General features: G+C 60.2%; 19 protein-coding genes. 4 read left to right on the top strand and 15 right to left on the bottom strand.

Annotation, left to right across the window (positions count from 1 at the left end):
* Window positions 1-8: 8 nt before the first annotated feature.
* From ptsP to PH562_RS19415, 3 genes are all read right to left on the bottom strand, one after another.
* Window positions 9-2,276 (bottom strand): phosphoenolpyruvate--protein phosphotransferase, encoded by a 2,268-nt coding sequence (gene ptsP, locus PH562_RS19425; protein WP_113231638.1) that lies wholly within the window; start codon window positions 2,274-2,276, stop codon window positions 9-11.
* A 100-nt stretch (window positions 2,277-2,376) separates the two neighbouring features.
* Window positions 2,377-3,651: an aspartate kinase gene (locus tag PH562_RS19420; protein WP_113231637.1), complete on the bottom strand. Its 1,275-nt coding sequence runs from the start codon at window positions 3,649-3,651 to the stop codon at window positions 2,377-2,379.
* 171 nt (window positions 3,652-3,822) lie between these two features.
* A complete protein-coding gene (locus PH562_RS19415) occupies window positions 3,823-4,449 on the bottom strand; it encodes a hypothetical protein (RefSeq protein WP_285174893.1) in 627 nt (208 codons plus the stop codon).
* Window positions 4,450-4,711: 262 nt separating this feature from the next.
* Between PH562_RS19415 and ubiG the strand changes: the two genes are divergently transcribed.
* On the top strand, window positions 4,712-5,464 hold the full coding sequence (gene ubiG / locus PH562_RS19410; RefSeq protein ID WP_285174891.1) for a bifunctional 2-polyprenyl-6-hydroxyphenol methylase/3-demethylubiquinol 3-O-methyltransferase UbiG: 753 nt from the start codon (window positions 4,712-4,714) through the stop codon (window positions 5,462-5,464).
* 13 nt (window positions 5,465-5,477) lie between these two features.
* On the opposite strand, the gene PH562_RS19405 is transcribed toward ubiG, so the two are convergent.
* From PH562_RS19405 to PH562_RS19385, 5 genes are read right to left on the bottom strand one after another with little or no spacing between them, the layout of a single operon-like run.
* The gene (locus PH562_RS19405) at window positions 5,478-6,065 is read right to left on the bottom strand and encodes a DUF3291 domain-containing protein (RefSeq protein ID WP_285174889.1); all 588 of its coding nucleotides are present in this window, start codon (window positions 6,063-6,065) and stop codon (window positions 5,478-5,480) included.
* Window positions 6,065-6,493, bottom strand: coding sequence for a DUF1178 family protein (locus tag PH562_RS19400; RefSeq protein WP_285174888.1), 429 nt, complete (start codon window positions 6,491-6,493; stop codon window positions 6,065-6,067). The genes PH562_RS19405 and PH562_RS19400 overlap by 1 nt, the downstream gene beginning before the upstream one ends.
* Window positions 6,490-7,347, bottom strand: coding sequence for a carbon-nitrogen hydrolase family protein (locus tag PH562_RS19395; RefSeq protein WP_113231632.1), 858 nt, complete (start codon window positions 7,345-7,347; stop codon window positions 6,490-6,492). The genes PH562_RS19400 and PH562_RS19395 overlap by 4 nt, the downstream gene beginning before the upstream one ends.
* Window positions 7,348-7,369: 22 nt before the next feature.
* Window positions 7,370-7,627: a glutaredoxin 3 gene (gene grxC / locus PH562_RS19390; RefSeq protein WP_015341281.1), complete on the bottom strand. Its 258-nt coding sequence runs from the start codon at window positions 7,625-7,627 to the stop codon at window positions 7,370-7,372.
* A gap of 30 nt (window positions 7,628-7,657) precedes the next feature.
* Window positions 7,658-8,434: a ComF family protein gene (locus PH562_RS19385; protein ID WP_285174885.1), complete on the bottom strand. Its 777-nt coding sequence runs from the start codon at window positions 8,432-8,434 to the stop codon at window positions 7,658-7,660.
* 118 nt (window positions 8,435-8,552) lie between these two features.
* On the opposite strand from PH562_RS19385, the gene PH562_RS19380 reads away from it, so the two are divergent.
* On the top strand, window positions 8,553-9,437 hold the full coding sequence (locus tag PH562_RS19380) for a methyltransferase domain-containing protein (protein ID WP_285174883.1): 885 nt from the start codon (window positions 8,553-8,555) through the stop codon (window positions 9,435-9,437).
* 20 nt (window positions 9,438-9,457) lie between these two features.
* Here PH562_RS19380 and PH562_RS19375 read toward each other — a convergent pair whose 3' ends face one another.
* The 6 genes from PH562_RS19375 to PH562_RS19350 form a co-directional block, all read right to left on the bottom strand.
* Window positions 9,458-9,640 (bottom strand): Flp family type IVb pilin, encoded by a 183-nt coding sequence (locus PH562_RS19375; RefSeq protein ID WP_069612954.1) that lies wholly within the window; start codon window positions 9,638-9,640, stop codon window positions 9,458-9,460.
* 169 nt (window positions 9,641-9,809) lie between these two features.
* Window positions 9,810-10,127, bottom strand: coding sequence for a hypothetical protein (locus PH562_RS19370; RefSeq protein ID WP_113231629.1), 318 nt, complete (start codon window positions 10,125-10,127; stop codon window positions 9,810-9,812).
* A 548-nt stretch (window positions 10,128-10,675) separates the two neighbouring features.
* Window positions 10,676-11,089 carry an 8-oxo-dGTP diphosphatase MutT gene (gene mutT, locus PH562_RS19365; protein ID WP_113231628.1) on the bottom strand — a complete coding sequence of 138 codons (414 nt, stop codon included), beginning with the start codon at window positions 11,087-11,089 and terminating at the stop codon, window positions 10,676-10,678.
* Window positions 11,086-11,895: a GNAT family N-acetyltransferase gene (locus PH562_RS19360; RefSeq protein ID WP_285174877.1), complete on the bottom strand. Its 810-nt coding sequence runs from the start codon at window positions 11,893-11,895 to the stop codon at window positions 11,086-11,088. Before PH562_RS19360 ends, mutT begins: the two co-directional genes overlap by 4 nt.
* Entirely contained in the window at window positions 11,876-13,117 is a 1,242-nt protein-coding gene (gene argJ, locus PH562_RS19355; protein WP_285174875.1) for a bifunctional glutamate N-acetyltransferase/amino-acid acetyltransferase ArgJ, read from the bottom strand. The genes PH562_RS19360 and argJ overlap by 20 nt, the downstream gene beginning before the upstream one ends.
* Window positions 13,118-13,178: 61 nt before the next feature.
* Entirely contained in the window at window positions 13,179-14,102 is a 924-nt protein-coding gene (locus PH562_RS19350) for a peptidylprolyl isomerase (RefSeq protein ID WP_113231625.1), read from the bottom strand.
* 246 nt (window positions 14,103-14,348) lie between these two features.
* Between PH562_RS19350 and secA the strand changes: the two genes are divergently transcribed.
* The gene (gene secA / locus PH562_RS19345; RefSeq protein WP_285174873.1) at window positions 14,349-17,069 is read left to right on the top strand and encodes a preprotein translocase subunit SecA; all 2,721 of its coding nucleotides are present in this window, start codon (window positions 14,349-14,351) and stop codon (window positions 17,067-17,069) included.
* A gap of 127 nt (window positions 17,070-17,196) precedes the next feature.
* Here secA and PH562_RS19340 read toward each other — a convergent pair whose 3' ends face one another.
* On the bottom strand, window positions 17,197-17,826 hold the full coding sequence (locus tag PH562_RS19340) for a glutathione S-transferase family protein (RefSeq protein WP_285174871.1): 630 nt from the start codon (window positions 17,824-17,826) through the stop codon (window positions 17,197-17,199).
* 249 nt (window positions 17,827-18,075) lie between these two features.
* Between PH562_RS19340 and PH562_RS19335 the strand changes: the two genes are divergently transcribed.
* Window positions 18,076-19,491, top strand: coding sequence for a lipopolysaccharide biosynthesis protein (locus PH562_RS19335; protein WP_285174869.1), 1,416 nt, complete (start codon window positions 18,076-18,078; stop codon window positions 19,489-19,491).

Below are 19,491 nucleotides of genomic sequence, written 5' to 3'. Positions count from 1 at the left end.
ATCACGCGCTAAAGCGGAATATTGTGGCTCTCGGCAAAGCGTACAAGGATATCCCGCATGGAACTCGTCGGCTGCTTGTCATCAAGTGCGGCCTCCATGACCTCGGACAGAGCTTTGAGATCAAGTCCAAGCAGCATTGCCTTGACCGGCCCGATCGAGGCCGGCGACATCGAAACCGAGCGGAAACCGATGCCGAGCAGGGCCATGGCCGAAATCGTCTTGCCCGCCAGTTCGCCGCAAAGCGTCACCGGCGTCTTGTTGCGTTCGCCAGCGCGCACAATATCGCGCAGGATGCGCAGGAACGGCCGCTCGAGCGGATCGAAGCGATCCGAAACGCGGGCATTGCCGCGATCGACAGCCATCGAGAACTGGAACAGGTCGTTGGAGCCCACGGAGACGAAATCGACTTCCGCCATCAGCTCATCCAGCTGCCACAAGAGCGCTGGCACCTCAAGCATGGCGCCGAACTGCAGCTTGCGCGGCAGGCCATGCCCGAAGCGCGAGAGGTGCTGCACTTCCTTCTGCAGGAGTTCGCGCACCGCTCTGATCTCGGAGACTTCCGTAACCATCGGCACCATCATCTTCAATTCGTTGTCGGCTGCAGCTTTCAGCATGGCCCTCAGCTGTGTGCGCAACAGGCCGGGACGATCGAGCGAGAGGCGGATGGCGCGCCAGCCGAGCGCGGGATTTTCTTCCTCATGCGCGCGGAAATAAGGAACGACCTTGTCGCCGCCGATGTCGAGCGTGCGGAAGGTGACGACGCGCCCGCCGGCCTGCTTCATGACATTGCGATAGAAGGCTTCCTGCTCATCCGCCTTCGGCATGGTCGAAGCGATCATGAACTGCAGCTCGGTGCGGAACAGGCCGATACCCTCCGCGCCTGATTCGGAAAGCTGCGGCAGGTCGACCAAGAGACCGGCATTCATCAGCAGAGAAATGCGCTGCCCGTCCTTGGTCACCGGCTCGACGGAACGCAGCGCACGGAACTGCTCCTGCCGACGGGCGCGGAACCGCACCTTTTCCTCATAGGAGCGTTGATGATCGGCCATCGGCCGCAGATGCACATGACCGCCATCGCCATCGATGATGACCGGATCGCCGTTTTCCGCCAGCGCGACAACGCCTACCGCCTGTCCAACGACCGGAATGCCCATGGCACGCGCCACGATGACGACATGACTCGTGACCGCGCCCTCTTCCAGCACAAGACCGCGGATATTGGCGCGCGGATAATCGAGAAGCTCTGCCGCACCCATGGCGCGTGCGAAGATGACCGCATCGTTGGGGAAGCCTTCGGCGCTGGTGCGGCCCGAATGGCCGATGAGCTGCCGAAGCAGCCGGTTCGCCAGATCTTCGAAATCGTGCATGCGTTCGCGCAGATAGGGATCGGTCAGGCGCATCATGCGCGCCTTTGTGTCACTCTGCACCTTTTCGACGGCAGCTTCGGCGGTCAGGCCGTTGCGGACAGCTTCCTCCAGCTTGCGTACCCAGCCCTGGTCGTGCGCGAACATGCGATAGGTCTCAAGCACCTCGCGATGCTCACCTTCCATGGACACGTCGCGGCGCGACAGCATGTCGTCGATCGAAATACGCAGCGAACCGAGTGCCTCGGCGAGACGGCCGATTTCCTTGTCGGCATCCTCGTTCAGCAGGTTGGTGACGACGATGCGCGGCTCGTGCAGCACGACATAGCCGAGGCCGATGCCTTCATTGTAGCTGTCGCCATCGATGGTGACGGAGCGGGTAAGATCGAGTTCCAGGCCGGGCTTGGTGATCTTCTTCAGCTCGCCGGTCGCGATCATCTCGGCCAGCACCATGGCCGTCGTTTCGAGCGCCTCCAGCTCTTCCTCGCGATAATTGCGGCTCGCCTTGTTCTGAACGACGAGAACGCCGAGCGACCGCCCGGTGCGCAGGATCGGCACGCCCAGGAAGGAATGATAAATCTCTTCGCCGGTTTCCGGCAGGTAGCGATAGGCGGGATGTGATTGCGCGTCCGAAAGATTGAGAGGCTGAGCGGAAGCCGCAATCGTACCGACGAGGCCCTGCCCCATCTTCAATTGCGAAAGGTGGACGGCCTCTTTATTCAGGCCCTCGGTGGCATAAAGTTCAAGGACACCGTCGGCGCGCAGCACATAGACCGAGCAAACCTCGGCAACCATGTTGCTGGCAATCTGGCGGACGATCCGGTCAAGGCGCTCCTGCGGCTCCAGCGGCTCCGCCATCAATTCGCGTAGCCGCTTGAGCAGAACGCGTGGACCGCCGGATAGGTCTCTCATTGCGCCACTAGCTCCCGAATCAAGATGTCATGCCCGTCTTGCCCACGTCAGGGCCGGCCGAAACTCGCCTCCGTCACGGTCCGTCGTCAGCAGTCGTGACTCAACTCTTATCCAGACCGTAGCAGGAATGCAAAGTCCTGACTGCGAGTTCTGCATAAGGACCGTCGATCAGGATGGAAATCTTGATTTCTGACGTCGTAATAGCCTTGATGTTGATGCCTTTTTCGGCAAGTGCCCTGAAAGCGGTCGCAGCCACGCCCGCATGCGAGCGCATGCCGATGCCGATGACCGAAACCTTGACCAGACCTGATTCGCTCTGGACGACGTCGTAGCCGATCTTTTCCTTGTTTTCGCCGAGAACGCGCAGCGCCTTCTCGACGTCCCCCGAGGGGACCGTGAAGGTCATATCGGTCTTGGAGCCGTCTTCGGAAATGTTCTGGACGATCATGTCGACGTTGATGTGGTTTTCGGCCAGCGGCCCGAAGATCGCGGCGGAAACACCCGGCCGGTCGGCAAGACGACGCAGCGAGATCTGAGCCTCATCCTTGGCATAGGCAATGCCGGTGACTACTTCCTGTTCCACGATTTCTTCCTCGTCACAAATCAGCGTTCCGGGCGGATTAAGCAGATCGCCCATGCCCGGAGCATCGGGATCCTCGAAAGAAGAGCGCACGAAAGTGCGGACCTTGAACACCATGGCAAGCTCGACCGAGCGCACCTGCAGCACCTTCGCGCCGAGAGACGCCATTTCGAGCATTTCCTCGAAGGCGATCTTCTTGAGGCGGCGCGCCTTCGGCTCAATGCGCGGATCTGTCGTGTAGACGCCGTCGACATCCGTGTAGATATCGCAGCGATCGGCCTTCACCGCGGCGGCGATCGCAACGGCCGAGGTGTCGGAGCCGCCACGGCCGAGCGTCGAGAGGCGGTTGTCGGGGCCGAGCCCCTGGAAGCCGGCGACGACGGCAACCTGGCCCTCACCCATGCGGCGGATGATGTCCTCGCCCTCGATCTCGAGAATACGGGCGGCCCCATGGGCGTTGTCGGTGCGGATCGGGATCTGCCAGCCCTGCCAGGAGCGGGCGTTGATGCCCATCGCCTGCAGGGCAATCGCCAGAAGGCCAGACGTGACCTGCTCGCCCGAAGCCACGACAGCATCATATTCACGCGCATCATAGATCGAATGATTGGCGCCGGCGACCTTGGGCATGTTCTGGACCCATCCAACAAGCTCGTTGGTCTTGCCGGACATGGCGGAAACGACGACTGCCACTTCGTGACCGGCATCGACCTCGCGTTTCACATGGCGTGCGACGTTCTTGATACGGTCCAGATCCGCGACGGAGGTCCCGCCGAATTTCATCACGATGCGTGCCATGTGCCTCTACCAGTACCCTGCGCCGGGCGGCCGAATGCGGAAAGCCCGACATGCAAAATCGCCCTCCCGGTTCGGTAGCCGGAAAAGCGTGATCTCAATGGGGCCGTCTCTTAGCGAGTTTGTCGGGCAGGCGCAATAGCATCGGACGCCAGAGGCGATGAAAAGTTTACCCTAAAAATCCACTTTTAAGGTCGACCAGAGCTTGTCGAGAATGCCCCCTTCCTTGGGGATATTTTCTTTGTTGAGGAAGGTGGCGACAAGCACGCCGCCTTCCGGCCGGCCGGTCGCGACGATCTCATACTCCATGACGTCGTCGTCCGTGGTCGTCTCGGCCTTTACGCCCTTCAGCACGGTGCCGCTCGGCAATGTGCGCTGGGTCGCTCGCTTGCTGATTTTCGCGCCGCCATTGATGCTCTCCTGCACCATCTGCTGGAGTACGACATCGGTATAGCTGGAAGGGTTGAGACCCTTATAGACCTGCACGATGATGCCTGTGCCGATCGGCGTCATCAGCGTATATTGCTGCACGCCGTCGCCGAGATCCGTCTTTGCGACCGTGAACTTGCCGTCATGATCGAAGGAGAATTTGCCGCCGGTGAAGGTCACCGTCTCGCTGCGCTGCAGCTCCACCGGGACCTTGCGGCCATCCTTCATGGTGACTTCAAGCGTATCGCCGGGATTGATGCCGACGCTGACTCCATCGATCGTCAGGCGGAACCCCTTGCCGTCCCCGGCATTTGCATGGTTAGCCGCAAGCCAGCCCATAGCGACGATCGTCGCGAGACGGAATGGTCTCATGAGGAGCTCCTCTACAGGCCAGTCGATCGCAATCGATCCCGGTTCCGAAAGTCATTTCACAGCCCGGCGATTGATCGGCCATAAGATACCTCCATGTCAACCTCCGCATCGCAATTCGCATCTCGCGATCGAGATGCCCCACAGCCGATCGGTGGCCACAGGCCCTTGACATCGTGCATCGATCGTCCGACTTCACCCTTCGGGTAGAATTATTGCTTGCAGTCGTCCGAACCGCGGAACGACCCAAATGATGGAGTGAGCCATGAGCGAAACGGCAAAGAGCACGATCGACCAGAGCGAAGTGGACCGTTTCTCCGCCATGGCGGCCGAGTGGTGGAGCCCGACCGGCAAGTTCAAACCGCTTCACAAGTTCAATCCGGTGCGCCTCGCCTATATCCGCGACCGCGCCTGCGAGAATTTCGACCGCGACCCGAAGAGCAGCCGACCGCTTGAGGGCTTGCGCGTGCTCGACATCGGCTGCGGCGGCGGCCTGCTGTCCGAGCCGGTGGCGCGCATGGGCGCCACCGTCATCGGTGCCGACCCTTCCGAAAAGAACATCGGCATCGCCTCGACGCACGCGAAAGCTTCGGGCGTTCCGGTCGATTATCGCGCCGTCACCGCCGAACAATTAGCCGAGGCCGGCGAAACCTTCGATATCGTGCTGAACATGGAAGTGGTCGAGCATGTCGCCGACGTCGAATTCTTCCTGTCGACCTGCGCAAAAATGGTGCGACCCGGCGGCTTGATGTTCGTTGCGACCATCAACCGCACCATGAAGGCAGCGGCACTTGCCATCTTCGCCGCCGAAAACCTCCTGCGCTGGCTGCCGCGCGGCACCCATCAATACGAAAAGCTCGTGCGTCCGGAGGAGATCGAAAAGCCGCTTGCCGCAAGTGGTCTCGAGATCACCGCCCGCACCGGCGTCTTCTATTCACCGCTGCAGGACCGCTGGAATCTCTCGAAGGACATGGATGTCAACTATATGCTGTTGGCCAAGCGGGCGAACCTGAGCTGATCGGGCATCTGCCTCAGATCTTCAGTGTCAGCACATGTGCCAATAACTCGCCCTGCGTGGCAGCGTTGAGCGTAACGATCTCCTTGATACGAGAACGATCGATCTCAAGTGGCTGACCATCGGATCGATAGGGCTGCTTGAATGAGAACGCCCTCGGGCTTGCGCCATGATCATGAAGGTGTTCAAGGCGCTCGACCCCATCCTGCCACCGTGGAACGGCTCCAGCTTCCACCCACCAAAGGACAAGCGGCGGCCAGCTCTGCCTGACATTCCAGTGCCGCCCATGTTTCAGGGCGTCGGCATGCACGCCGCTATAGGTGAATGCCATCAGCGATTCGATATCGGCCCACAGCGATAGCGACGATGGCGCCGTCTGAAAGCCGCTGCACTCGATGAAACGCGGAAAGACCTGCTCGCCCCAACAGGCAGTGCCGGGCTCGCCGGCATAGCCGGAGCGGCCAATGAAACCGTGAGCACGCGCGGCCGCCTCGAAATTCGCCGCTTCTCGCAGCCGAAATCCTTCGACTGCGGGGCTTTCATAGGCTGCGACATGCAGCCCGAAATTATACATGGCGAGATGTTTGCTGCCGGCGACCGGCATCAGTTGATATCCTCGGGGAGTACGGGAATGGCAGCGATCTCGATGCCTTCCTCGACGAGAGCCTGTGCTTCGTCCGGCGTCGCCTTGCCGATGATCCCGCGCGCATCCGCCTCGCCGTAATGGATCTTACGGGCTTCTTCCGGAAATTTCGTGCCGACATCCTCGGCATTCGCCTTGATGGCGTCGACTGCTTCCTTGAGCTTGGTCATCGCCTCTTTACGCGCCGCATCCATGGCGAGCGTCTGCATCTCGTCCTTCTTGCGCGCCGTCGAAACCGAAGGCGCCATCAGCTGCTTGGAGATCGCAGCCGAATTGCAGACCGGACAGGTGAGGAAACCGCTTGCGACCTGGCGGTCGAAATCGGCACTTTCAGAAAACCAGCCCTCGAACTCATGGGCATTGTCACAGGTAAGCGAATAACGGATCAAGCAGCGACGCCTCCAGCCGCCGGCGTCGCGATCTTCTCCAGCGAAAATTCACGCGCATTCTTCAGGTTCGGTATCTTGTCATGGGCTGATTTGACTGCGGCTATATCGATCTCGGCGATGACGACAGCCTCGCCCGTACCGCCGGCCGATGCCAGCACCTTGCCCCAGGGATCGATAATCATCGAATGGCCGAAGGTCTCACGGCCGTCCTCATGCTTGCCGGCCTGAGCGGCGGCAATGACGAACATGCCGTTTTCGATGGCACGGGCGCGGAGAAGTATTTCCCAATGCGCCTCGCCCGTCTGCTTGGTGAAGGCAGCAGGCACCGTCATCACCTCGGCGCCGGCAACGGCCTGGGCGCGGAAGAGCTGCGGAAAGCGGACATCGTAGCAGATGGAAAAGCCGAGCTCGGCGAACGGCAACGACGCGATGCGCGCCTCCGAGCCCGGCCGATAGACGGCGCTTTCGCGCCAGCTTTCGCCATTGTCGAGATCGACGTCGAACATATGGATCTTGTCGTAGCGATTGATAAGCTTGCCGTCGGGACCGAAGAGGAAGCCGCGATTGGCGATCTTGCCGTCATCGAGCGCAATGGCGGTCGAACCGATATGCAGATGGATGCCGAGTTCCTTCGCCAGTTCGGAGGCCGTCTTCACGATGATATCGTTCGGCTCGTCTTGCAGCACGGCACGCATGGCCGGCCGATCCTTCTGAACGGCACCGGTCATCTCCGGCGTCTGCACGTAGATCGCACCCTTGGAGGCTGCATCCCGCACCAAACGCGCCATATCAGCCGCATTCCTCACCGGATCGACGCCGGAACACATCTGGATGGCAGCAGCCTTGAAGCTCATCGGTCTCTCCCTCGTCTATGGATCAGGCAGCCAGCATCGGATCGAGCTTGCCGGCCCGGTCGAGTGCGTGGATGTCGTCGCAGCCGCCGACGTGCTCGCCATTGATGAAGATCTGCGGAAAGGTCGAGGCGCCATTCGCCTTGGCGATCATCTCCTGCCGCATTTCGGGCGAATAAGTGGCGTTGTGCTCGACATAATCGACGCCCTTGGATTCGAGCAGGGATTTTGCACGGGCGCAATAGCCGCAGAATTCACGCGTATAGATAACGACGGATGCCATGATCCACTCCGGAAAAGCCTATATTGACTGTCATATAAGATGGCCGACGACCCTTGCAAAGGTCAAAACAGTGACATCGGCGGCACCTGCTTTCTTCAGCGCGCGCGTGGCCGCGGCAACCGTGGCGCCGGTCGTATAAACGTCGTCGACGAGAACGATGCGCCGCCCGAATATATCGGCGGCCCGATGCTCGGAAACGGCGAAAGCGCCGCGCACATTGTCCTGCCGCGCCTTGGCTCCCAAACCCACCTGCTGGCTTGTGCGTTTGACGCGCAGGAGCGTTGCCGCCAGCAGCGGCTTGCCCGAAAGGCGGGCGATATGCCGAGCAAGCTCGGCCGCCTGATTGTACTTGCGCGCAAACAGCCGCGCCCGGTGCAGCGGCACCGGAATGATCGCATCGCAATCCGCAATCGTGCCATCGCTGGCGCGCAGCATCCAGCCGGCCATCATCGGCGCGAGATCGGTACGATCGCGATATTTCAGGCTGAGAACGAGATCCCGCACGATGCCGTCATGAACGGCAGCAGAACGCAGGCGGTCGAAGACTGGCGGATCGGCAATCGCCTCGGCGCTCAGAATTCCCACGCCGAGATCATGAGAAAACGGGCTGCCGAGCACTTCGCAATAAGGCCGCTCGATGAAGCGGATGGCGGACCAGCATACGGGGCAAAGACCGCGATGCGCGCCGACGGAAACTCCGCAGCCTGGGCACGCCGGCGGATAGACGAGATCGGCAAGCGCCACCCACGGCCTTTTCAGCCAGGCGCCCAGCATAGACAAGGTGATTTCGCGTCCCATCATCCCCATATGATTGAGACTAGCAATTCCAGGAAAAGTGTATAGCGGTTTTCCGCCCGGAGTTGCGCGACAGAAACGCGTGTGCCCGACGTGCCCAGCCGAATTGATGATATCGCAGGAAACCACCATGGAAATCGTGTTCGACCAATCGCTGCTTTCGGCCCGTAAACGCCGGGCACTAAAACAAAGTGATACGAAAGCGGCTTTCCTGCTCGATATCGCCGCCGGCGAACTGGCGGAACGGCTTGCTGTCACCGAACGCCATTTTGACGAAGCGGTCGAGCTGCACGGCGCGACAGGCATTGCCGCGCGCTTGGCCCTGGAGACGGGCAAGATCGGTCACCTGAAACGGATCGAAAGCGAGAAGGGCTTTGCCGCAACCGGCGAGACTATCATTGAGGCGCCGCCGGAGGAGCTGCCGCTCGCGCCGGAATCGGTCAACCTCGTGCTCTCCCCGCTCAGCCTGCATGTCACCAACGACACGCCCGGCGTCTTCATTCAGATCCGCCGAGCGCTGAAGGCGGATGGCCTTTTCCTGGCAGCGATCCCCGGCTCGGGAACCCTGCAGGAATTGCGCGACGTGCTGCTCGCAACCGAAATCGAGCTGACGGGTGGCGCAAGCCCGCGCGTCATCCCCTTTGCCGATGTCCGCGATGTCGGCGGTCTTCTTCAGCGTGCCGGCTTTACACTGCCCGTCATCGACGCTGAGACCTATACAGTGCGCTACGATAATCTCTTTGCCTTGATGCGCGACCTGCGCGCCATGGGCATGACCAATCCGCTCGTCGACCGCAGCCGCAAACCGCTGACGCGCGCCTTCTTCTTGCGCGCAGCCGAACTTTATGCCGAACGCTATTCCGATCCGGACGGGCGGATCAGGGCAACATTCTCGATCATTTATGTCTCAGGCTGGACGCCGCATGAGAGCCAGCAGAAGCCGCTGCGGCCGGGTTCGGCCAAGGCGCGTTTGGCCGAAGCGCTCAAGGTTGAAGAGCACAAGCTCAAACAGTAGCCAAAGATTTACCGGCCGTATCAGTTCTGGGACGCCGCCGAATTCTGTATCGTATTGGACAGAAGGTTGAATGTACTTGATAGGCTGCCGCCGAAAGCGCCGACACCGCTGATGATTGCAGCCGACATCAGGGCTGCAATGAGGCCGTATTCAATGACCGTGGCACCGGTCTTATCGGTGAAAATACGCCGAACGGAACGCATAAGCTCGAAGCTCCCAGCATTGGACAACTGATGAATCCGATGCTCGTCATGGCATCCGGCAGGCTATGCTCATGCACTATAGCATTTCCGCTTCAATGCGCGAAAACGCTCTATTTTTTCCTTACGCATTCCGGACGGAAAACCGCTGCGCACTTTTCCTGGAAATGCGCTATTGGCAGCCGTTATCGGCACCATAACCCTGGACGATGCAGACCGAGCCCGGTTCCTGCTGCAGAACGCTGCGGCGGATCGTATATCGCTTGCCGTTTTCGGTCTGCGGGATCGAACCCGTGGCAATATTGTCGATATCCGGCGCGCTTGCAAGCACGCGCGACTTGGATTTGTCTGATAGCATCGGGGTCAGAATAAGCGAAAGCGCTACCGCCGCCGTACCGAACAGCAAAGCGATATTCAACGCGCCCGTCCTGCGCGACGTGGAATAGGACTGCTCTTTTTCCTGAACAGCTTTCCAGAAATCGTCGTCCATTATGTCAAGCCTTCTTTAACGCACCCAACAACCCGCTTGATTGAGAGAATTGAATGCCAGAAGGTCATAAACGATCCCTTAATATCCACATGCAAATTAATGAGACGTAAAGTTCTGGGACAATGGCCGAATCAGGCTATAGATCTGATTTTAAATGGCTAATTATCGTTAACCATAAATTCGATGCGCCGCCTTAACGCATTCCAAACCATCTCTGCGTAAACGCGAAAGAGATCCGCCCCGCTACGGGACATCAAGTTCGCCGCGCAGACACACGCATTGCCAGAAGATTTCCTCTATACACCAAATAATAGAGGCCGACGCTTGCGCGCCATGATATACCGCCATGATATATTTTATTATCTTGGGTTGTGGGAATTTACACATGCCAGGTTTGCTCAAGGCGGTTGGCGGACGGATGCGTCCCCCAGAGAGCCCGGCGTCTCCCACCTCGATCAGCTCGCAAAATCAACTTTCAAATTCAAGGATATCTAGATACGGCGCGACGCCGCCGGAAGGCAGCGCTGTCTCAGCCCTTGCCATAGAAGCTAAAGCAGATCCTGCAGGAACGGGATCAACGGCTCGTCGGCTGGAGGCATGGGGTAATCACGCAAAGCCTGCGGCCGCACCCATTTGATCGCCTGCCCTTCCCGGCCATGCGGGATTCCTTCGTAACGCCGGCAGATGTATAGCGGCATCAGCAGATGGAAGGTTTCGTAGGTGTGGCTGGCAAAGGTCAGGGGCGCAAGGCAGGCGATCTTCGTCTGGATACCCAGCTCTTCCTGAAGCTCGCGCACCAGGGTCTCCTCCGGCGTTTCACCGGCTTCCACCTTGCCGCCGGGAAATTCCCAGAGCCCAGCGAGCGATTTTCCCTCGGGACGCTGCGCCAGCAGGATGCGGCCATCCGTGTCGATAAGCGCGCAGGCGGCGACGAGAACGATCTTGCGGCCAGCCTCGTTCATGCAGCCCCCGGCGGTTGCCAATAGCAATAGCGATAGGCTTCTCGGAAACCGAAGCGGACATAGAGCGCCAGAGCCGGAGCATTGTCGGCGCTGACCTGAAGCCAGGCGGTTTTAGCGCTGCGCATGCGTGCCCAGCGAAGCGCCGATGTCAGAATCTCGGCTCCTAGACCCTTGCGCCGATGCTGTACGGAAACGGCGACAGACATGATGCCGGCAAGATCATTATCCTGCACGCACAGCGTGGTCGCCACCGGGCCGGCATCGTCATTTTCGATGACGAAGAGACCCGATGGCGGCTTGATGCTGCTCACCACCTCCGCCAGCGCGGGCTTCAGGGCGGGATCAGCCCCATCAACCAGCAGGCTGGCATCAACATAGCGGCCTACATCGTGGCTCGGCAGATGATCCAGCATGTCAGGCAGTTCGAGATCGACCAGATTGGCGGTCATGACGATCGTTTCGTCGAAACATGTCCACCTGCGCTCCCGCAGGAGATCGATGAGCTTAGGCGAGGCGAGCGGCGTCTCGCGCACCACCATCGGCCTGCCATAGGCCTCGAACTTGCGCTGCGCTTTTGCCAGCCGGATTTCGAGATCGCGATGATCGGAGGGATCGAGCGGCACCACAGAATTCAGCCGCTTCGACGGATGACCCGCCGTTAGCCGGATTTGCCAGCTGCCATCATATTGCACCGACGAGGCAGGCCAAGCGCGGAAGCCGACGGCTTCCAGCCTGCGCACCAGGGGCAGCTTGTTTATCGTGGACTGCGCATGCATCAGCGAGATATCAGCTCCGGTAGTCGCCATTGATGGCAACATATTCCTTGGTGAGGTCGCAGGTCCAGACCGTTGCGCGGCCATTGCCGAGGCCGAGATCGACCTTCACGGGAATATCCTGCTGCTTCATGACATTCGAGGCGGCTTCTTCCGAATAGGAAGCGTCACGCTCGCCATTGACGGCGACGCGGACATCACCGAACCAGATGGCAAGCTTGTCGCGATCCGCCATTTCACCGGCCTTGCCGACAGCCATGACGACGCGGCCCCAATTGGCGTCTTCGCCGGCGGCGGCGGTCTTGACCAGCGGCGAATTGGCAATCGAAAGGGCTATGCGTTTGGCAGCCGCATCGCTTTCGGCACCGGTCACGGTGATTTCGAGCATCTTGGTGGCACCTTCGCCGTCGCGCACGACCTGGATGGCGAGATCCCTGAGCAACTCGTTGAGAGCGGCGCGGAAGGCGGCAAGCTTCGGATCGTCGGCACGCTCGATATGCGCCTGCCCGTCAGCCGCAGCGGCGCCGGTGGCAAAGAGCATCAGCGTATCGGAGGTCGAGGTATCGCTGTCGACGGTCATGGAGTTGAAGCTCGGGCCGACGCCTTCAGACAGCAGCGTCTGCAGGGCGGTCGAGGAAATATCGGCATCAGTGACCACGAAGGAGAGCATCGTCGCCATGTCTGGGGCGATCATGCCGGCACCCTTGGCGATGCCGTTGATGGTCACCTTGACGCCGCCGATCTCGGCTGCGCGGGTCGCGACCTTCGGATAGGTATCCGTGGTCATGATCGCCTTGGCGGCTTCGAACCAGAAGTCGCTGACGGCGTCCTTGGCCATCGTGTCGAGCACGCCGGCAAACTTGGTGGCGTCGAGCGGCTCGCCGATGACGCCGGTGGAGGCAAGATAAATTTCGTTTTCACCGCAGCCGACGGCGGCGGCCGCGGACTTGGCGGTCAGTTCCGTCGCCTGACGGCCCTTCAGACCAGTGAAGGCATTGGCATTGCCTGAATTGACGACGACGGCGCGCGCGCTGCCGTGTGCGAGATTCTTGCGGCAGAAATCGACCGGAGCCGAAGGGCACTTCGAACGCGTAAAGACGCCGGCAACGGCGGCCGGCTTGTCGAAGACCATCAACAGGACATCGGTCCGATTCTTGTACTTGATGCCGGCGGATGCCGTGGTCATGCGCACGCCGCGAAGGGCCGGCATGGCAGCAAAGGATTTGGGAGCGAGCGGAGAGACGGAACCGGACATGAGAGCCACCTAATAGTGAAAGGCCCGGAAAACCGGGCCCTAATGGTTTAACCGCTGTGACTTACTGCTGCGGCTGCGCGTCGGGCGCTGCTGCACCATCAGCAGGCGCAATGGCGTCGTCGGCCGGGGCCGCGTCCTGCTGCTTCTGCGCATCGTCATAGGCCTTGCTGAGCGCCGGGTCGTTGATGACGACTTTGGTGTCCGTCTTGGCCTTGTTCAGAAGCTCAAGATACTTGTCGCGCATGACGAGCTGACGAACCTGGTCCTTGACCTGGTCGAACGGCGGAGGAGGAGCATTGCGCTTGTCTTCGACCTTGATGATGTGCCAGCCGAAATCGGTCTTGACCGGCGTCTTGGTATAAGTGCCGACCGGCAGCGCGAAAGCCGCGTCTTCGAATTCCTTGACCATGCGGCCATGACCGAAATAGCCGAGATCGCCGCCGTCAGCCTTGTTCGGATCCGTGGACTTTTCCTTGGCAAGTGCGGCAAAATCCTTGCCGGCATCGAGTTCCTTGATGATCGCCTTGGCTTCATCCTCGGTCTTTACCAGAATGTGGCGGGCATGAACTTCTTCCTGCTTCGGCAGGGCTGCGACTTCCTTGTCGTAACGAGCCTTGACTTCGTCATCCTTGATGGAGTCGGCAACGTGAGCCTTGAAATAAGCATTGTGCAGCTCGCGGTCGCGCAGATAGGCCATGTGAGCCTGGAAGTCCGGCGTCTGGTCGAGCTTCTCAGCGGCAGCCTTCTGCGACAGCAGTTTCACGTCGACCGAGGCCGAAAGTGCCGCGACCTTCTTCTGGTCGTCCGGAAGCTGGCCGAGCTGCGGATCGAGATTGGCGATTGCCAGATCGAGTTCGGATTGATGGATTTCGACATCGCCGACCTTGGCGACAACGGGATCCTTGGCGTCGGCCGCGAAGACCGGAGCCTGGAAGGTAACGATTGTTGCGAAAGCAACCGCAGCAAGTTTGTTATACTTCAACATAAAATAACCCTTCGGTGATCTCGACCGGCTCGACAGATGTGAATCCGGCGTGAAAAAGCCTTCAGCAGGAGAATGTGGCCTTTCTGTATCGGCCAAATCCCGTTGACATCAATCGACCCCCCTCTTATCTGTCACGCAACCTCGCGTCCAGAACAGTTTCCGGCCGTTTTGTGCTATACTCCCGTTTTTTTCGGGAAGGGATAAAGCAGGAAACGGCAGGATGAAATCTCAGAAAGGACCAGTCACATGGTCAGCCTAGGTGGAATTGCCCGCAAGTTGTTCGGCTCGTCCAACGACCGCCGGGTCAAATCGTTCCAGCCGAAAGTAGCTGCAATCAATGCGCTCGAACCGGAGATGCGTGCGCTGTCCGATGAAGCTCTGGCCGCCAAGACGGTTGAGTTCCGCCAGCAGCTCGCGGAAGGCAAGACGCTGGACGATATCCTTGTGCCCGCCTTCGCGGTCGCCCGCGAAGCATCGCGCCGCGTTCTCGGCATGCGACCCTTTGACGTGCAGCTGATCGGCGGCATGATCCTTCATTCCAATGCCATCGCCGAAATGAAGACCGGTGAAGGTAAGACCCTGGTCGCAACCCTGCCGGTCTATCTGAACGCGTTGGCCGGCAAGGGCGTGCATGTCGTTACCGTCAACGATTACCTGGCGCAGCGCGACAGCGGCACCATGGGCCGCCTGTACAGCTTCCTCGGCCTGACAACAGGCGTCATCGTCCACGGCCTGTCGGATGAACAGCGCCATGACGCCTATGCCTGCGACATCACCTACGCCACCAACAACGAGCTTGGCTTCGACTATCTGCGCGACAACATGAAATATGAGCGCGCCCAGATGGTTCAGCGCGGCCATAGCTTCGCGATCGTCGACGAAGTGGACTCGATCCTGGTCGACGAAGCGCGCACGCCGCTGATCATCTCCGGTCCGCTCGACGACCGCTCCGATCTCTATATCACCATCGACGCCTTCATTCCGCGCCTGGCGAAGGAAGACTATGAAATCGATGAAAAGCAGCGCTCGGCGAACTTCTCCGAAGAAGGCACCGAGAAGCTGGAGACCATGCTGCGCGAAGCGGGCCTCTTGAAGGGTGAATCGCTCTACGACGTCGAGAACGTCGCGATCGTCCATCACATCAACAATGCGCTCAAGGCGCACAAGCTCTTCCAGCGCGACAAGGACTATATCGTCCGCAACGGCGAGGTCGTCATCATCGACGAATTCACCGGCCGCATGATGCCAGGCCGCCGCTATTCGGACGGCCAGCACCAAGCACTGGAAGCCAAGGAACATGTGCAGATCCAGCCGGAAAACCAGACGCTGGCGCAGATCACCTTTCAGAACTATTTCCGCATGTACGACAAGCTCGCCGGCATGACCGGTACGGCTTCGACGGAAGCAGAGGAATTCGGCAACATCTACGGCCTCGACGTGATCGAGGTGCCGACCAACCTGCCGATCCAGCGTATCGATGAGGACGACGAGGTCTATCGTACGCATGCCGAGAAGTACAACGCGATCATCAACGAGATCCTCGATGCGCACAAGCGCGGCCAGCCGGTGCTGGTCGGCACGACGTCGATTGAGAAATCCGAACTTCTCGCCGACCTCATGCGCAAGCGTGGCTTCTCCAACTTCCAGGTTCTGAACGCACGCTACCACGAGCAGGAAGCCTACATCGTCGCCCAGGCGGGCGTTCCTGGCGCGGTGACGATCGCCACGAACATGGCCGGCCGCGGCACCGACATCCAGCTCGGCGGCAATCTGGAAATGCGGGTCGAGCGCGACCTGCATGAGATGGAGCCGGGGCCGGAACGCGACGCGGCCATTGCCCGCATTGCCGAAGAGATCAAGGAACTCAAGCAGAAATCGATCGCTGCCGGCGGCCTCTACGTCATCGCCTCCGAGCGCCATGAAAGCCGCCGTATCGACAACCAGCTGCGTGGCCGTTCCGGCCGCCAGGGCGATCCGGGCCGCTCGAAATTCTACCTGTCGCTCCAGGACGACCTGATGCGCATCTTCGGCTCCGACCGCATGGACGGCATGCTGCAGAAGCTCGGCCTCAAGGAAGGCGAAGCCATCGTCCACCCCTGGATCAACAAGGCTGTCGAACGTGCCCAGAAGAAGGTCGAGGCCCGCAACTTCGACATCCGCAAGAACGTTCTGAAGTACGACGACGTGCTGAACGATCAGCGCAAGGTCATCTTCGACCAACGCGTCGAGCTGATGGAATCGAAGGACCTCTCCGAATTCGTCGGCGACATGCGCCATGACGTCATCGAGGATCTCGTCGCTAGACATATTCCGGAGCGCGCCTATGCCGAACAGTGGGATGCCGACGGCCTAAAGACGGCTGTCGCCAACTTCTTCGATCTCGATCTGCCCATCCATGACTGGGTCAAGGAAGAAGGCATCGCTGAAGACGATATCCGTGCGCGCCTGACGGAAGCTGCCGAAAAGGCTGCGACCGAAAAGGCCGAACGCTTCGGCCCAGAGATCATGACCTATGTCGAGCGCTCCATCGTGCTGCAGACGCTGGACAATCTCTGGCGCGAGCACATCGTCAACCTCGACCATCTCCGCTCGGTCATCGGCTTCCGCGGCTATGCTCAGCGCGATCCGCTGCAGGAATACAAGGCCGAGGCTTTCGAGCTGTTCCAGGCGCTGTTGAACAATCTCCGCCAGGCCGTGACCGCGCAGCTTTCGCGCGTCGAACTGGTGCAGCAGCCGGCCGAACCGGAAACGCCGCCGATGCAGGCCCGTCATATCGACGCGACGACCGGTGAGGACGAATTCTCACCGTTCACGCTTGCAAATGAGAGCGCTGTGGCACCGGAAAATCGTGATCCGCGCAATCCGGCCACCTGGGGCCGCGTCGGCCGCAACGAGGCTTGCCCCTGCGGCTCCGGCAAAAAGTACAAGCACTGCCACGGCGCCTTCGAAAGCAGCGAAGTGGTCTGAGCCGCGCAATCGATAGCAATGAACAAAAATGCCGCCTTCGGGCGGCATTTTTGTTTGCAACGATCAGAGATCACAACAATTCGCCGACAGGCGCCGCCGACAAATGTCTCAGGCACGCCCACCGCGTTCAGACAGCGGAATGCGGATCCTCACTGTAGAGATGGACCGGGTAGCCTGGTCCGATGACATCAAGCACACGATCGAGCCAAGCTGTGAACGCGGGATAATCGGCAAGATCAAAACCGCAATCCGCCGCTCTGTGGGCGTAGGCATAAACCGCAATATCCGCGATCGAGAACTCCTCACCGACGAGAAAAGGCGTGTTCTTCAACCCGCGCTCGAGCGCTGCAAGCGTACGAAGGCTGCCCGCGCGCTTGGCCTCCCCCAAAACGGCGTTGGATTCGAGCCGACCCGTCAGCGTCCAGAAGCGCAGCGTGCCGATGACCGGTTCGACATGATATTGTTCGAAGAATAGCCACTGCATGACCTTGGCGTGCAGATAGCGATCCGCCGGAAGAAACCGCGTGCCCTCGGCAACATAGGTGAGAATAGCATTCGATTCCGCAATCGTTCGCCCATCCTCCAGTTCGAGAACGGGGATGCCTCCTGCCGGATTGATCTCGAAGAAGGCATCCGTGCGCCCCTCACCTTCGAAGATGGATACCAGGCGGGTCTGATAGGGAATATCGAGCAATCCGAACAGAACCCTGGCCTTCCAGCCATTCTGCGACGGCAAATAATCGTGAAGTATGAGCATGAAATCCTCCTCCGATAGACCCTGGATTCTACATACCGACCAAACCTCCGCCACCCGTTTCCTGCGCCAGCAGCATGACGCGGCAATCTGAGGGCCAATTGCGTCTCATGGTTGCTTTCCCGCACGCTTGATAAGCAACCCTCCACTTCGGCAAAGCCACTTTTACGTGTCGCAAGAACCGATTCTTAACTCTCCTCTGCCAAGACTAACGCGAGTTTGGGATCATACTTAAAGTATTGCGTATCGATCATGGCGGTCTTTCAAACAGCGGAAAGAATGTTGCCGTCCGCATTGCGGGCCGCGCTATCGCCGTATCTGCGCAAAGTCGTCGCTATGCTCACCGGCCGGGACGAAAAGGCAGTCTCGCAGCGCATGGCGCTGATCGCCTTCACGATCCGCGTTGCAGGTGCTGCCCTTGCCTTTCTCTCGCAGATCATTCTGGCCCGCCTAATGGGACGGTTCGAATACGGCATCTTCGTCTTTGTCTGGGTCCTGATGATCCTGTTCGGCAATCTCGCCTGCCTCGGCTTCCCCACGGCCATCATCCGCTTCCTGCCGCAGTATGACGCCAGCGGCAATCATAATGCCATTCGCGGCCTGAACGCCTCGGCACGCCTGTTCGTGGTCGCCGTCTCGAGCACGCTGGCACTGATCGGCGCGCTGCTGCTCTTCGCCTTCCGCGGCATGGTCGAGCACTATTATGTCATGCCGATCTTCCTCGGCCTGATTGCCGTGCCGATGATTTCGCTCGGAGACGTGCTGGATGGTACGGCCCGCGCCAAGCACTGGCCGATCATGGCGCTCAGCCCAACCTTCCTGATCCGCCCGACCCTGATCTTGCTCTTCATGGTGGCTGCGATCCTCGCCGGCGCGCCACGCGATGCCGTCACAGCCATGGCCGCGGCGCTCGCCGGCGCCTTCACCAGTGTCCTGCTGCAATATCTTGCGATGACGTTCCGTCTGCGCCGCCATTACCCACGCGGCCCGAAAGCCACCGAATTCAACGCCTGGACGGCGGTGGCCCTACCGATTTTCCTGGTCGAGGGCGTGGGCTACCTGCTCACCAATTCGGACGTCATCGTCGTCGGCATTTTCCTCGATCCGGATGAAGTCGCCGTCTATTTCGCCGCCGCCAAGACGATGGCGCTGGTGCTCTTCGTCTCCTTCGCCGTCAGGGCAGCCATCGGGCCGCGCTTTGCCGCCATCCTTGCGGAAGGTGACCGAAGCAAGCTCGCAGCCTTTGCCACGGAGGCGACACGCTGGTCCTTCTTTCCGGCACTTGCCCTCGGTCTCGTGGTGCTGGCGGCAGGGCAGCTCCTGCTGTCGCTGTTCGGCGCCGCCTTCACCGAGGGCCAGATCGTGATGGCGATCCTGCTTGCCGGAATTCTTGCGAGAGCGCTCGTCGGCCCTGCCGAAGTGCTCCTGACCATGGCGGACAAGCAGATGCTCTGCGTCTATCTCTATGCTGTGGCGCTCGTTGCCAACGTCGGCCTGAACGTCGCGCTCATCCCGCATCTCGGCATCGAAGGAGCGGCAATTGCCGGCGCCACCGCCATGGCGATCGAAGCGCTGCTCCTGCACATCGCCGTCCGCCGTGCGCTCGGCATCACCCTATTCGCCCTCCTCCGACGCTCGTCGGCCTCATCGGCAACGAGGGTTTTCTGA

The sequence above is a fragment of the Rhizobium centroccidentale genome (assembly GCF_030182565.1).
Taxonomy (GTDB): domain Bacteria; phylum Pseudomonadota; class Alphaproteobacteria; order Rhizobiales; family Rhizobiaceae; genus Rhizobium.
The sequence above is the reverse complement of the archived record's forward strand: the minus strand, read 5'-3'. Positions and strand labels throughout refer to the sequence as shown.